Below are 13078 nucleotides of genomic sequence, written 5' to 3' on the forward strand. Positions count from 1 at the left end.
CCACCACCACCGCCACCACCACCACCACGGCCAGTGCCACTGCCACCAGCCGACGATCCCGCCGCGCCCGCGCTGCTGCCACTACCGCCGCCATTCGAGCCGCTCGAAGCCGCGCCGCCGCTTCCGCCGCGTGCGCCGTTGGACACTTTCGGATCGCAGTCGCTGTCCATATTGCCGTCACAATCCCGTGAAACCCGGAAGACGGCCGCTGCATCGTCGGCTGCCGTGGCGCCTGCGTCGGAAGGCTGGCCCGTCGACAACGAGCCCTCCTGCGCGAGCACTGCCACGCCACCCGCAGTGGACGCCGCCTGTGTCGTACCGGCCTGTCCGCCGCTGGCCGGCAACGGCGCATCGGCGACGAGAATCCAATGCGGGATCACCTCGTTCGTCGATGCGGCGTGCACGGCATGCGCCGTCATAAAAGTCCCCGCGCCAGCGACAATCGCTGTCGCACCCCGTAGCCAGTAGTAGTACTTATTTCTTGTGTTATTCATCACAACTCTCCCGACGAGAAGGCGACGCCTCGTCTGCCGCCGTCTCTTATTGGCCACCTCGCATGCGGAGGGCTCGTCATCGCGCGAGCCTTGTCGCTCCCCGTGTCAGATCCGCACGTTGCGCGCTTCGCGGACTTTCAGCGAAGCACGAAGCAGTTATCTAAACCGGTCAACCGGATCGGAAATCTCACCCCTGTTTTCGCTGTTCACGTGCCGGTTGCACGAACCTTCCATAGCGACAACCATGCCACCGTCCGCAAACCCGCGTCATGCCTTGTTCGCGCGAACGGAAACGGACGCCGGTGCTGACAAATCGCGTGAAAACGTTTCGACGCTGAAACGCGGGTGCGATTCGCCCCGCGTGACGTGTCATCGATGAAATCGTCTGCATTCAGCAAACCGGTATGCCGCGGAGTGACGGGGCGCGCCGTGTGGCACGCCTGATCTCACGTTACGTCGTGCTGTGCGCGGTGTCGCGTTGAAGCACACGCAGTTCGTCGACGGGGATGTGGCAGCGGATCCGATGCGCGTCGCCGGCCATGTGCATCGGTGGGTCCTGCTGTTCGCAGATCGCGCCGAGTTTGCGTGGGCAGCGCGTATGAAAGACGCAACCCGAAGGCGGCGCGGATGCCGATGGCAGTTCGCCGGACAGACGGACGCGTTGCGCGTCGCGGCCGGAATCGAGCGAATCGAGCGCTGGAATCGACGAGATCAACGCCTCGGTATACGGATGATGTGGCCCGTCGAACACCGCGGCGGCCGGTCCGATTTCCATCAGACGGCCGAGATAGAGCACGGCGATGCGATCGGACAGATAGCGCACGACGTTCAGGTCGTGCGAGATGAACACATAGCTCACGCCGCGCTCGCGTTGCAGGTCGGCGAGCAGGTTGAGAATCGCGGCCTGCACGGAGACGTCGAGCGCGGACGTGGGCTCATCGCAGACGACGACGCGTGGATCGCCCGCAAACGCGCGGGCAATCGCGACGCGCTGCTTGAGGCCGCCCGACAGCTGGCGTGTGCGCACGCCCAGATAGCGGTCGGGCAGACGCACGGCGGCGGCAAGCGCGGCAAGCCGTGCGTCGTGCGCCTGGCCGCGCAGCGCGCCCAGGCGCGACAGCGCGCGGCCGATCAGCCGCCTCACCGAATGTGAGCGGTTGAGCGCCGAATCCGGATTCTGGAACACGATCTGCAGCGACTTCACCTGCGCGTCGTTGCGGTGTGTCACGCGCGCGGGCAGCCGCGCGCCGTCGAGTTCGATGATACTGCCCGCATCGGGCGAAACGAGACCGAGCAGCAGACGCGCGAGCGTTGTCTTGCCGCTGCCCGATTCGCCGACGAGGCCGAGCGTCTCGCCTTTCATCAGATCGAGCGAGACGTCGTCGACCGCGCGTAACGTGCCGCCGGGTATGTGGAACGTCTTCGATACGTGTTCGGCGCGCAGTACGAGCACGGGTTGTTTCGCATCGCCGCGCGCGGACTGCGCGGCGGCGTCCGGCGCTTCACCGGCATTGCGCGGCAGATCGATGGCGCGCTCGTGATAGTGGCAGCGCGACATCTGGTCGCCGTGCTTCGCGCTCACGCGATACGGCGGCGGTGTTTCGCGGCGGCAACGGTCGTCGGCGAGACGGCAGCGTTCGGCGTAAATGCAGCCGTGCGTCACCGGGCCGGCGAGCGGCAGATGACCGGCGATCGTATCGAGCCGGTCGGTGTCCTTGCTGCGCCCCGTGACCGGCAGGCAGCGCAGCAGCCCGACCGTGTACGGATGACGCGGTCGCGCGAACACATCGCGTGTCGCGCCTTCCTCGACGAGCTTGCCCGCATACAGCACGCCGACGCGCTCGCACATCCGCCCGATTACCGCGAGGTTGTGGCTGATGAAGAGCACCGCCGTGCCGAACTCCGCGCGCAGTCGCGCGACGAGATCGAGCACCTCGGCTTCGACGGTGGCGTCGAGACCGGTCGTCGGCTCGTCGAGAATCAGCAGCGCGGGATTGGACGCGAGCGCCATCGCGATCACGACGCGCTGCTGCATGCCGCCCGACAGCTGATGCGGATAGCTGCCCATCACGCGCGCGGGCGTCGCGATCTGCACGCGACGCAGCATCTCGACCGTGCGTTCCAGCGCTTCCTTAGGCGTTGCGCCCGCGGCCTCGAACGCTTCCGACACCTGACGCGCGACGGTGAGCGAAGGATTGAGCGCGCGCGCCGGGTCCTGGTACACCATCGAGATCGACTTCGCGCGCATCGTGCGCAACGCGTCGGGATCGAGCGTGTTGGGGTCCTGGCCGGCAATCAGGATACGGCCGGCCTTCACCTTGCCGTTACGCGGCAGATAGCGCAGCACGGCCATCGCGACCGTCGACTTGCCGCATCCGGATTCGCCGACAAGGCCATATGCCTCGCCGCGCTTCACGCGAAACGATACGTCCTGCAGGACCTCGCGATCGCGTCCGCGCGAACGGTAGCTGACCGTGAGACCGACGATCGTCAGCGCATCGGTGTGTTCGCTCTTCGAGACGTCGAAGGCAGGGAAAGCGGAGGGCGGCGGCGCGTTCATCGGTCGAGCACGCCTTCGATGCTATCCGCGATCAGATTGACGCCGACGACGAGCGACGCAATCGCCGCTGCGTCGAACACCACGGTCCACCACGCGCCGCCTGCCATCAATGTGTACGACTCCGATAACGCGAGTCCCCAGTCGGCCGAAGGCGGCTGGATGCCGAAGCCGAGAAACGACAGCGTCGCCACCGCGAAAATGGCGTAGCCGAGCCGCACGCTCGCTTCGACGACGATCGGCGGCAGCACGTTCGGCAGGATCTCCGCGAACATGATGTACAGCGCGTTTTCGCCGCGCAGTTGCGCGGCGGCGACGTAGTCGAGGTGGCGCTCGGCCAGTACGGCGGCGCGCACCGTGCGCGCGGTAATCGGCGTGAACGTGATGCCGATCACGAGGATCACCGTGAAGTTCGACGTGCCGACAGCCGCCAGCGCGAGCAGCGCGACGATCACGAGCGGCAGCGCGAGCACGGCGTCGATGGCGCGGCCGGTCACGTTGTCGATCCAGCCGTCGAAATAACCGACGACAAGACCGAGCGCCGCCCCGGCCAGCGTGCCGAGCAGCGTCGCGAGCGGCGCGATCGTCAGGATGTCGCGCGCGCCGGTGATGACGCGCGAGAACACGTCGCGGCCGAGCTGATCGGTGCCGAACCAGTGTGTGTGATCGGGCGGCGCGAGCGAATTGATCGGGTCGGACGCGTAGGGGTCGAGCGGCGCGATCCAGTGCCCGGCAATCGCGCATACCACCCAGCCGAGCACGATCAGCGCACCGACGACGAACGTCGGCGAACGCAGCAGCGCGAGCAGGCGGTCGTAACGCTGCGCCTCGTGGTGCGCGGCTTCCGGCGAAACGACGGCGTTCATTCGGCTCCCTCCACACGCAGACGCGGATTGAGCAGCACGTGCAGCGCATCGGCGGCGAGATTCGCCACCGTGTACACGACGCCGACGGTCAGCACGCCGGCTTCGAGCATCGGGAAGTCCTTCGCTTTTGCGGCGTTGTAGATCAGCGAGCCGATGCCCTGATAGTGAAACAGCGTCTCCACGACAACGAGCCCGCCGATCATGTAGCCGAGCTGCGTGGCGGCCACGGTGATCGTCGGCAGCAGCGCGTTGCGCAGCACGTGCCGCCAGATCACGACGTGCTGCGGCAGGCCTTTGAGAATGGCGGTGCGCGTGTAGTCGGCGTCGAGCGCCTCGACGGTGCCGGCGCGTGCCATCCGCGCGATGTAGCCGAAGAACACGAATACGAGCGGCAGTACCGGCAGGACCAGATGCCTGAGCTGTTCGAGCACGCCGGCGCCGGCTGGGTACGACGCCTCGATCGGCAGCCATTGCAGCCAGATACCAAAGATCAGGATCAACACGATCGACGACACGAATTCCGGCACGACCGTCGCCGAAAGCCCGGTGATGCTGATGGTGCGATCGATCCAGCGCCCCGCGTGCATGGCCGCCCACACGCCGCCCGCGATACCGAGCGGCACCACGACGACGAACGCAAGCAGGCCGAGCTTCGCGGAAAGGCCGAGCGCGGTGGTGATAAACGGCGCGACCGGCGTGCGAAAAATGTACGACGTGCCCATGTCGCCACGCACGAAATGCGTGATCCAGTCGACGTATTGCGTGAGCAGCGGCCGGTCCGCACCGAGCTGATGATTGAGCGCGGCGACCGCACGCGCATCGGCGAGCGGCCCGAGCACCGCACGGCCGATATCGCCCGGCAGCAACTGGCCGCCCGCGAACACGAGCACGGAGAGCAGCCACAGTGTCACCAGCGAGAGCGCGACGCGCGTCGCCACGAAGCGCGCGACGCGGCCCGCGTTGCCGCTCGTCGCGCGCGATGTGGGAGGAGTAGCCGTTGTCGACATCGAATGCTCGCTGATGGGCTTGGGGGACTCGCGCCGGATGCGATGTGCGGATGGACTGGCCGCGCGACCGTCGGGCGCTTAAGCGGCCAGCACCGCGCGGTCGAAATACAGTTGCGCGAGCGCGGTGAAACGCACGCCGCTGAGCTCGCGGCGCGTTGCGATCAACTGGTCGTAGAAGTACGGGATGATGATCGGCGTCTCATCCAGCAGCAGGGTTTCGATCTGTCCGGCGATTTTCTTCTGCGATGCGACGTCGAGCGCGCCGACGAAATCCGCGACGAGCCTGTCGTACTGCGGGTTCCTGAAGTGCGCCGCGTTCCACGTGCCGCCGCTCGTGAGCGGTGCGTTCAGGAACACGTTCGGCACGCCCCGGTGACCGTAATCGGTGATGCCGAGCGGCGAGTCGAGCCAGTCCGATTTGCCCGGTGTGCCCGCGCCGTAATACAGCGACTGGCTTTCCACCTTCAGGTTGATCCGCACGCCGATCGCCTTCGCCGCATTCTGTATGACGACGGCGAGATCGGGGATCTCCATGTATTTCTCGGTCGTGAGCGTGACGTCGAAACCGTTCGGAACGCCAGCCTGCGCGAGCAGTTGTTTCGCCTTCGCGACATCGAGCTTGCGCTGCGGCACACTCATGTCCGACGAAGGAAAGACGGACGCGAACGGGTTGTCGTTGGCGACCATCGCGCGGCCCTTGAAGAGCCCGCGCACCATCACCTCGCGATCGAGCGACAGCGCGAGCGCCTGGCGCACGCGCTTGTCCTTGAAGAGCGGATTGTCGTTGCGCATGTGCATCTGACGATGCGCGCTCGAGCGCACGCCAATCACCTTGAACCCGGGATTGTTGAGAATGCCCGAGCCGCCCTGCACGGTGAACGTGCCCATCACGTCGGCCTGACGGCCCTGCAGCGCGAGAATCTGCGCCTGTTCGTCGGCGTAAAACGAAAACTGCACGCGTTGCGGCAGCGCCTTTTCACCCCAGTAATCGGGATTGCGCACGAACGAAGCGCTCACCTTCGGTTGATACGATTCGAGCTTGAACGCCCCCGTGCCGATGAACGTTTTCTCGTAGTTGCCCGCGTAGTTCGCGGGCAGCATCACGGCGTTGTAATTGTCCGACGAGACGTAATACGGGAAGTTGCCGTTCGGCGCGTCGAGATGGAACGTGACGGTGTGTTCGTCGACGACCTTCGCGCCGCCTTTCGACAGCACGCCCTTCAGCACCGAGAGCGCGGCCGAGCCGGTTGCGGGATCGGCGAGCCGGTCGAACGTGGCGACCACATCTTTTGCGCCGAACGTCTGGCCGTCGTGGAATTTCACGTTCTGACGGAGCTTGAACGTCCACACGTCGCCCTTCGCGTTCGGCTGCCACGACAGCGCCAGCGCGGGTTGCAACTGCGAATGTTCGTCGTCGTTGATGAGGAATTCGCCGGTCTGGTTCAGGAGCGCGAGGCCCCCGGCGTCCGTCACGGTCAGCGGATCGACAGCGCCGCCCGGCATCAGGTGCGCGACGCGGATCGTCGCGTTCGCGCCCCTGGGCGTGCCCTGGGCGTGCGCGCGCGGCGATGCGAAGAGGCCGCCGCCCGCCAGCGAAAGTCCGATCACGCCTGCGTAGCGCAGCAGTTCGCGGCGCGTGAGGCGGCCGGCTGCGAACTCATCGAGGGCGTGCTGGCCGAGTTCGCCGGCGGTGTTTCGTGCGGCTTCGAGGGCGAGGCGGGCTGAATGGCGATCCGCGGAATTCTTCATCGAATGGTGTTCCGTTGGGTTCTATCGGGCTACGCGCGCCATTTTGAGCGGGCTCTGGCGCTACCGGTGTAATCCGGCGCGACTGGACGCGATGGCGCGCGACGACGGGGCGGGTTCAGTGTAAGCGATTGCCCGCGGAATCGGAACGCCACGCAGCGCGCAAATTCCGCCCGGGCGGACAAAACGGGCGTACGTGGTGGCATGAACCGTGAAGGACGGGCACAGCGCTTGCTCCATCGCGTGACTAACGCGCGCTCACGGCGGGACGACGCCAGCGGTGAAACAGCACGGAGCCGATCCAGCACGCGATGAACATCGCGACGATTCCATAGCCGAGCATGCCGAAGCGTTCGTTGACCGCCGCGACCGCGTCCCACAAGCCGCCCGTGAAGCCGAGTCTGTCCGACAGGAGGCCAAGCGCCTCGACACCGCCGATCACAATGGCGACCACCGCCGACACGAACGTGATGCTCGCGTTGTAGTAGAGCTTGCGGCGCGGGTCGTCCATCGCCCAGCCGTACGCGTGGACCATGAGCACGTTGTCGGTGGAGTCGACGAGCGTCATGCCGGCCGTGAACAGCGCGGGAAACACGAGAATCGAATACATCGGCAGACCTTTGCCCGCTTCGGCCGCGGCGATCGCGAGCAGACCGATTTCAGTGGCCGTGTCGAAGCCGAGACCGAACAGCACGCCGACCGGATACATGTGCCAGCTCTTCGACACGAGCCCGAAAAGCGGGCGCAACGCGCGCGACAGCAAGCCGGCGGGCGCGGGCGTTGCAGCATCGGCGGGCAGTTCGCCGCCGCGCTGAACGTGCCGGTAGCGGCGCCACACGTCGCGCAGGATCACGAGATTCACCGCCGCGAGCACGAGCAGAAACACCGCCGAAACGGCCGTGCCGATCGTGCCGCCCACGGCCCTGAAACGCTCGAACTGATCGTGCATCGAAAGCGCCGTCAACGCGATGCCGACCGTCGCCGCGATCACGATCGTCGAATGGCCGAGCGAGAACGAGAGACCGACCGTCAGTGGTCGTTTGCCTTCCTGCATCAGCTTGCGCGTGACGGCGTCGATGGCGGCGATGTGGTCGGCGTCGACCGCATGGCGCAGACCGAAGCCGTACGCGAGCAGCGCCGTGCCGAGCAGCAGCGGATAGTGGCGAAACGCGATCAGCGCCCATGCCCACGCACCGAGATTGGCCGCGATCAGCACGGCGTAGAGCGCGCAAAGGCGAGGGCGTAACACAGTAGCGGTAGGCGTCATGAAGGGCGCTTGCTGTCGAAGTCCGGGATCCGGTTCAATGATCGTGCGGATGCTTGTGGATCGGATCGACCCAGTACACCGCTTCGGGCGCCTCGACCGCGTCGATGTTCAGATTCACGACGACTGCTTCGTTATCGCTGCGCACGAGCACGCATTCGAGCGGATCGTCGGTGCTCGCGTTGATTTCCTGATGCGGCACATAAGGCGGGACGAAGATGAAGTCGCCCGGGCCGGCTTCGGCGGTGAATTCGAGGTGTTCGCCCCAACGCATGCGTGCCTGGCCGCGCACCACGTAGATCACGCTTTCGAGCGCGCCGTGATGATGGGCGCCCGTCCTCGCGTTCGGATGAATCGTGACGGTACCCGCCCAGATTTTCTGCGCGCCGACGCGCGCCGCGTTGATCGCGGCGGCGCGGTTCATGCCGGGCGTCTGCGCCGTGTTGCTGTCCAGCTGGTCGCCCTTGATGACCTTCACACCGTGCTCGCGCCAGTCCACTGGCTTTGACGGCGGGGTGTCGTGGTGATGCGGATGGTCGTGATCCTGGCTCATGGCGTGTCTCTCCTCACTGGCCTCGCGCGACGGCGCTGTTCCACATTCTTGCACGTTCAAAAACGTGTGTGTGGCTTGCCGGTGTGCGTACTTCCACGTTCGAACTCGCCCGCACAACACACTCGCTCGCGTTTCATGACCCACTTTTCCGCTATTGCGACTTTTCCGATAGTTCTGCGGCGTATCCCTGTCCAGGCTTATGCCCTTCCAACTTCATGGGGTAACACAATGAACAAGGTCAAACGACTGTCGGGTGGTGCGTTCCTGCTCATGGCCTTCGCCACGCTCAACGCTTCGGCCGACCCGGGCCACGACTGGACGTACAGCGGTGAACACGGCCCCGATCACTGGGGCGAAATCAGCAAGGACTTTCGCCTGTGCGAAAGTGGCCGCGCCGAATCGCCGATCAACATCGAAGGTGCAAGGAAAGCGCCCGCCGATATGCCCAGGCTGAAAATCAACTACCGGCCCCTTCCCATCGATGTCACCAATACCGGGCACGCCGTGCAGTTCAACGCGGCACCGGGCACGGATAGCATCTCGCTCGGCGACCGTCCTTACCAGCTTGTGCAGTTTCATTTCCATGCGCCGGGTGAAGAACGCTTCGCCGGCAAGGTAAGCGTGATGGACGCGCACTTCGTTCATCATTCCGACGACGACAGGCTTCTCGTGCTCGCTGTCCAGTTCAGGATCGGCGAGCAGCCGAATCCGGTCATTCAGGCCTTGCTGGATCGAATCCCCCACGAGAAGGGCGCTGAATTCAAGGCGAATGGTGTCATGATCAACCCGCTCGATCTGCTGCCGGCGAACCCCGGCTACTACACCTACAGCGGTTCCCTGACCACGCCGCCCTGCTCGGAAGGCGTGACGTGGATAGAGTTCAAGGAGCCCGTCGCGATCACCCAGCAGCAATTCGACGCAATGGCGCGCTTCTACCACGGGAACCAACGCCCGGCGCAGCCGCTTAACGGGCGCGATGTCTGGGAAGTGAATTGAACCGCTCGCACCACACGACGTCGTGATGTAAAAAAGCCCGTCCTTGCGGGACGGGCTTCGAGCACCTTCTGCAATCGCAGCACAAAACGTGTTGCAACCGCCGGCTTACTTGTGCTTCGCGTTGATCACGGCTTCGGCGACGTTGTTCGGCGTCTCGGCGTAGTGCTTGAACTCCATCGTGTACGTCGCGCGGCCCTGGGTCGCCGAACGCAGCGACGTTGAGTAGCCGAACATTTCCGCGAGCGGCACTTCGGCGCGCACCAGCTTGCCGCCGCCGCCGGCGATGTCTTCCATCCCTTGTACCATGCCGCGACGGCTCGACAGATCGCCCATCACGTTACCCATGAAGTCCTCGGGCGTTTCCACTTCGACCGCCATCATCGGTTCGAGCAGCACCGGCTTCGCCTTGCGCATCGCTTCCTTGAATGCGATCGAACCGGCCATGCGGAACGCGTTTTCGTTCGAGTCGACGTCGTGGTACGAACCGAATGTGAGCGTGACCTTCACGTCGACCACCGGGTAGCCCGCCAGCACGCCGGCCTTCAGCGTTTCGATGATGCCCTTGTCGACCGCCGGGATGAATTCGCGCGGAATCACACCGCCCTTGATCGCATCGACGAACTCGTATCCCTTGCCCTGCGGTGCCGGCTCCAGCGTGATCACCGCGTGGCCGTACTGGCCGCGCCCGCCCGACTGCTTGACGAACTTGCCCTCGACGTCCTCGACCTTGATGCGCACCGTTTCACGGTATGCCACCTGCGGTTTGCCGACTGTCGCTTCCACGCCGAACTCGCGCTTCATCCGGTCGACGAGAATTTCCAGGTGAAGCTCGCCCATGCCGGAGATGATCGTCTGGCCGGATTCTTCATCCGTCTGCACGCGGAACGACGGGTCTTCCTGCGCGAGACGGTTGAGCGCGATGCCCATCTTTTCCTGGTCGACCTTGGTCTTCGGCTCGACGGCCTGCGAGATCACCGGTTCCGGGAAGATCATCCGTTCGAGAATGATCACGTTGTTCGGATCGCACAGCGTGTCGCCGGTGGTCGCTTCCTTCAGGCCGACTGCCGCGGCGATGTCGCCCGCGTAGACCTCCTTGATTTCCTTGCGCTCGTTCGCATGCATCTGCAGGATCCGGCCAAGGCGCTCTTTCTTCTCCTTGACCGCGTTGTAGACGGTGTCGCCCGAATTCACCACGCCCGAATAGACGCGGAAGAAAATCAGCTGGCCGACGAACGGGTCGGTCATGATCTTGAACGCGAGTGCCGAGAACGGATCGGTGTCAGTAGGGTGGCGCTCGATTTCCTTGTCGTATTCGTCGTGGCCGGTGATGGCGGGCACATCGACCGGCGAGGGCAGGTAGTCGATCACCGCGTCGAGCATGGCCTGCACGCCCTTGTTCTTGAACGCGCTGCCGCACAGCATCGGCACGATTTCGTTGGCAATGCAGCGCACGCGAATACCGTGTTTGATTTCCTCTTCGGTCAACGTGCCGCCATGCAGGTACTTGTCGAGCAGTTCCTCGTTCGCTTCGGCGGCGGCCTCGACCATCTTGTCGTGCCATTCCTTCGCGGTATCCGCGAGTTCCGGCGGGATATCGCGGTACTCGAACTTGATGCCCTGGTTCTCTTCGTCCCAGAAGATCGCTTTCATCTTGACGAGGTCGACCACGCCCTGGAAATGATCTTCTGCGCCAACCGGAATCTGGATCGGCACCGCGACGCCTTTCAGGCGATCGCCGATCTGCCGCTGCACGCGGAAGAAATCGGCGCCGACGCGGTCCATCTTGTTGACGAACGCAATGCGCGGCACCTTGTACTTGTTCGCCTGGCGCCACACGGTTTCGGACTGCGGCTGCACACCGCCGACCGAGTCGTACACCATGCACGCGCCGTCGAGCACGCGCATCGAGCGCTCGACTTCGATCGTGAAGTCGACGTGCCCCGGGGTGTCGATGATGTTGATCCGGTGTTCCGGATAGTTGCCGGCCATGCCTTTCCAGAACGCCGTGGTCGCGGCCGACGTGATCGTGATGCCGCGCTCCTGCTCCTGTTCCATCCAGTCCATCGTCGCCGCACCGTCGTGAACCTCGCCGATCTTGTGGGTCACGCCGGTGTAGAACAGGATGCGTTCCGTGGTGGTGGTCTTGCCGGCATCGATGTGAGCGCTGATGCCAATGTTCCGGTAGCGTTCAATGGGAGTCTTTCTGGGCACGTGAATCTCCTTGGAAAGGCGCGCCGGTGGGAGGCGTCGGGCTTCGGCTTGCGCCGGCCGGACGACCGCGGTGCTGCGGTGTAAAGACCATAAGCATAGCGCTACCGTCAGGCTTTTGCAGGAATCTTGCCAGATAGGGCAGCAGGGGCCGCAAGCGGTGCCCGGGCGTGGCCGGCGCCGGGGCGCAAGCAGCGCGTTCATGCGGCATCTGCCGGTTTCGGACGACAACCGCGGCGCGCAAAGCAGCAGGGCCGGCGACCCCGCGGGGTGTCGCCAGCCCTGGCCGATGCGCGTGCACGGTCTGTCGAAGACCGCTCTGCTTTATTGCGGTGTGGGCAGACCCTGGATCTTCATGCCCGGCTTGATGCCTTTCTCCGTGAACCAGCCCTTGCTCATTTCGAGCACATACACGCCGTTGTTCTTCGGGCAGTGATTGTTGGTGGTTTCGGCCTGCATTTCGTCGATGTCGGTGATCGTGCCGTCGGCGCGGATGAATGCGACCGAAAGCGGAATCAACGTGTTTTTCATCCAGAAGCAGTGCACGGCGTTTTCGTTGAAGACGAAAATCATGCCGTCGTTCGGCGCGAGCTTCGTGCGATACATGAGGCCCTGTTCGCGGTCCGCATCGTTCGCGGCGACGGCGGCGTCGATCACGAACATGCCGGCGGTGAGCTTCACGCGCGGAAAGTCTCCGGGCTGCTTCGCGCCTGGCGGCATCTGCTGCGCGTATGCATTATTCGAACCGGTGGCGATGAACGAAAGAGCCGCGACGGGCAAGACGATCGCGAACGCGAAACGCGTGACGAGTGAGCGCAAGGTGATTCGCACGGCGGGACTCCTGGCTGGAAATTAACCCGCGCATGTTACGCGAGCGCGTCAAAAAAGAAAAAGGCAGAGTGCCTTGCGGCCTTCTGCCTTTCAACGCCGTAAGAACGGCAGTACTGCTGGTTCTTGACTGCGTTTTTTACAACAAACTTATTCCGAAGCGCCCGAAGCTGCAGCAGCAGCTGCCGCCTTCTTGTGCGACTTCTTGTGCGTCGACTTCTTCGTTGTCTTCGTGGCCTTCTTTGCCGACGTAGCAGCTGCCGGAGCCGATGCTTCCGGTGCCGAAGCCTGTGCGAATGCTGCCGTTGCGAAGAGACCAGCGACCAGAGCGGCGATCAGTTTGTTCATTTTGTAAATCCTCAGCATGAGTTGCAGTTAATTAACCAATGACCCGGTTCTTGAGTCAGATCGGTAAACGTGCCATCCACCTTTCGGTTGACAGTCGCATCGAACAAATTTGCGATGACGTCTGTCAGCGTCCGGACCTGCTGTGTTCACCGCGAGAGTGGCGTGCACAAAGGTCTTAAGGCTGAATGCCGGATAGCTTCGGACGGCATCT

The 13078-nt window shown here is 64.2% G+C and carries 10 protein-coding genes and 1 pseudogene; 1 reads left to right on the forward strand and 10 read right to left on the reverse strand.

Going from position 1 to position 13078, the window contains the following annotated elements; genetic code table 11:
* The 7 genes and pseudogenes from LPA37_RS19980 to LPA37_RS20010 all read right to left on the reverse strand — a co-directional run.
* Nucleotides 1-494 (reverse strand): annotated as a pseudogene (locus LPA37_RS19980) (hypothetical protein); the annotation flags it as partial.
* A 451-nt stretch (nt 495-945) separates the two neighbouring features.
* On the reverse strand, nt 946-3054 hold the full coding sequence (locus LPA37_RS19985; protein WP_229013464.1) for an ABC transporter ATP-binding protein: 2109 nt from the start codon (nt 3052-3054) through the stop codon (nt 946-948).
* On the reverse strand, nt 3051-3917 hold the full coding sequence (locus LPA37_RS19990; protein ID WP_228976920.1) for an ABC transporter permease: 867 nt from the start codon (nt 3915-3917) through the stop codon (nt 3051-3053). The genes LPA37_RS19985 and LPA37_RS19990 overlap by 4 nt, the downstream gene beginning before the upstream one ends.
* Nucleotides 3914-4924 carry an ABC transporter permease gene (locus LPA37_RS19995; protein ID WP_229013465.1) on the reverse strand — a complete coding sequence of 337 codons (1011 nt, stop codon included), beginning with the start codon at nt 4922-4924 and terminating at the stop codon, nt 3914-3916. Before LPA37_RS19995 ends, LPA37_RS19990 begins: the two co-directional genes overlap by 4 nt.
* Before the next feature lie 78 nt (nt 4925-5002).
* Nucleotides 5003-6673, reverse strand: coding sequence for an ABC transporter substrate-binding protein (locus tag LPA37_RS20000; protein ID WP_229013466.1), 1671 nt, complete (start codon nt 6671-6673; stop codon nt 5003-5005).
* A 244-nt stretch (nt 6674-6917) separates the two neighbouring features.
* Nucleotides 6918-7937, reverse strand: coding sequence for a HoxN/HupN/NixA family nickel/cobalt transporter (locus LPA37_RS20005; protein ID WP_228976925.1), 1020 nt, complete (start codon nt 7935-7937; stop codon nt 6918-6920).
* A gap of 34 nt (nt 7938-7971) precedes the next feature.
* Nucleotides 7972-8487: a cupin domain-containing protein gene (locus LPA37_RS20010; RefSeq protein ID WP_229013467.1), complete on the reverse strand. Its 516-nt coding sequence runs from the start codon at nt 8485-8487 to the stop codon at nt 7972-7974.
* 228 nt (nt 8488-8715) lie between these two features.
* Between LPA37_RS20010 and LPA37_RS20015 the strand changes: the two genes are divergently transcribed.
* The gene (locus LPA37_RS20015) at nt 8716-9483 is read left to right on the forward strand and encodes a carbonic anhydrase (RefSeq protein WP_229013469.1); all 768 of its coding nucleotides are present in this window, start codon (nt 8716-8718) and stop codon (nt 9481-9483) included.
* 105 nt (nt 9484-9588) lie between these two features.
* Here the strand turns inward: LPA37_RS20015 and fusA are convergent, their stop codons facing one another.
* The 3 genes from fusA to LPA37_RS20030 form a co-directional block, all read right to left on the reverse strand.
* Nucleotides 9589-11694, reverse strand: a complete 2106-nt coding sequence (gene fusA, locus LPA37_RS20020) for an elongation factor G (RefSeq protein ID WP_228976930.1) — start codon at nt 11692-11694, stop codon at nt 9589-9591.
* 321 nt (nt 11695-12015) lie between these two features.
* Nucleotides 12016-12522, reverse strand: coding sequence for a DUF192 domain-containing protein (locus LPA37_RS20025; RefSeq protein ID WP_229013470.1), 507 nt, complete (start codon nt 12520-12522; stop codon nt 12016-12018).
* A 147-nt stretch (nt 12523-12669) separates the two neighbouring features.
* Nucleotides 12670-12867, reverse strand: a complete 198-nt coding sequence (locus LPA37_RS20030) for a hypothetical protein (RefSeq protein WP_228976938.1) — start codon at nt 12865-12867, stop codon at nt 12670-12672.
* Between the last annotated feature and the right edge of the window lie 211 nt (nt 12868-13078).

Origin of the sequence: Paraburkholderia gardini, from assembly GCF_907164545.1 — a bacterium.
In the GTDB taxonomy this organism is placed as follows: domain Bacteria; phylum Pseudomonadota; class Gammaproteobacteria; order Burkholderiales; family Burkholderiaceae; genus Paraburkholderia; species Paraburkholderia gardini.

What these genes read in the sequence shown, in the direction of transcription:
- LPA37_RS20015 (WP_229013469.1), top strand. Translation starts at nt 8,716, where the DNA reads ATGAACAAGGTCAAACGACTGTCGGGTGGTGCGTTCCTGCTCATGGCC.
- LPA37_RS20005 (WP_228976925.1), bottom strand. Translation starts at nt 7,937, where the DNA reads ATGACGCCTACCGCTACTGTGTTACGCCCTCGCCTTTGCGCGCTCTAC.
- LPA37_RS20000 (WP_229013466.1), bottom strand. Translation starts at nt 6,673, where the DNA reads ATGAAGAATTCCGCGGATCGCCATTCAGCCCGCCTCGCCCTCGAAGCC.
- LPA37_RS20010 (WP_229013467.1), bottom strand. Translation starts at nt 8,487, where the DNA reads ATGAGCCAGGATCACGACCATCCGCATCACCACGACACCCCGCCGTCA.
- LPA37_RS19985 (WP_229013464.1), bottom strand. Translation starts at nt 3,054, where the DNA reads ATGAACGCGCCGCCGCCCTCCGCTTTCCCTGCCTTCGACGTCTCGAAG.
- LPA37_RS19990 (WP_228976920.1), bottom strand. Translation starts at nt 3,917, where the DNA reads ATGAACGCCGTCGTTTCGCCGGAAGCCGCGCACCACGAGGCGCAGCGT.
- LPA37_RS20030 (WP_228976938.1), bottom strand. Translation starts at nt 12,867, where the DNA reads ATGAACAAACTGATCGCCGCTCTGGTCGCTGGTCTCTTCGCAACGGCA.
- LPA37_RS19995 (WP_229013465.1), bottom strand. Translation starts at nt 4,924, where the DNA reads ATGTCGACAACGGCTACTCCTCCCACATCGCGCGCGACGAGCGGCAAC.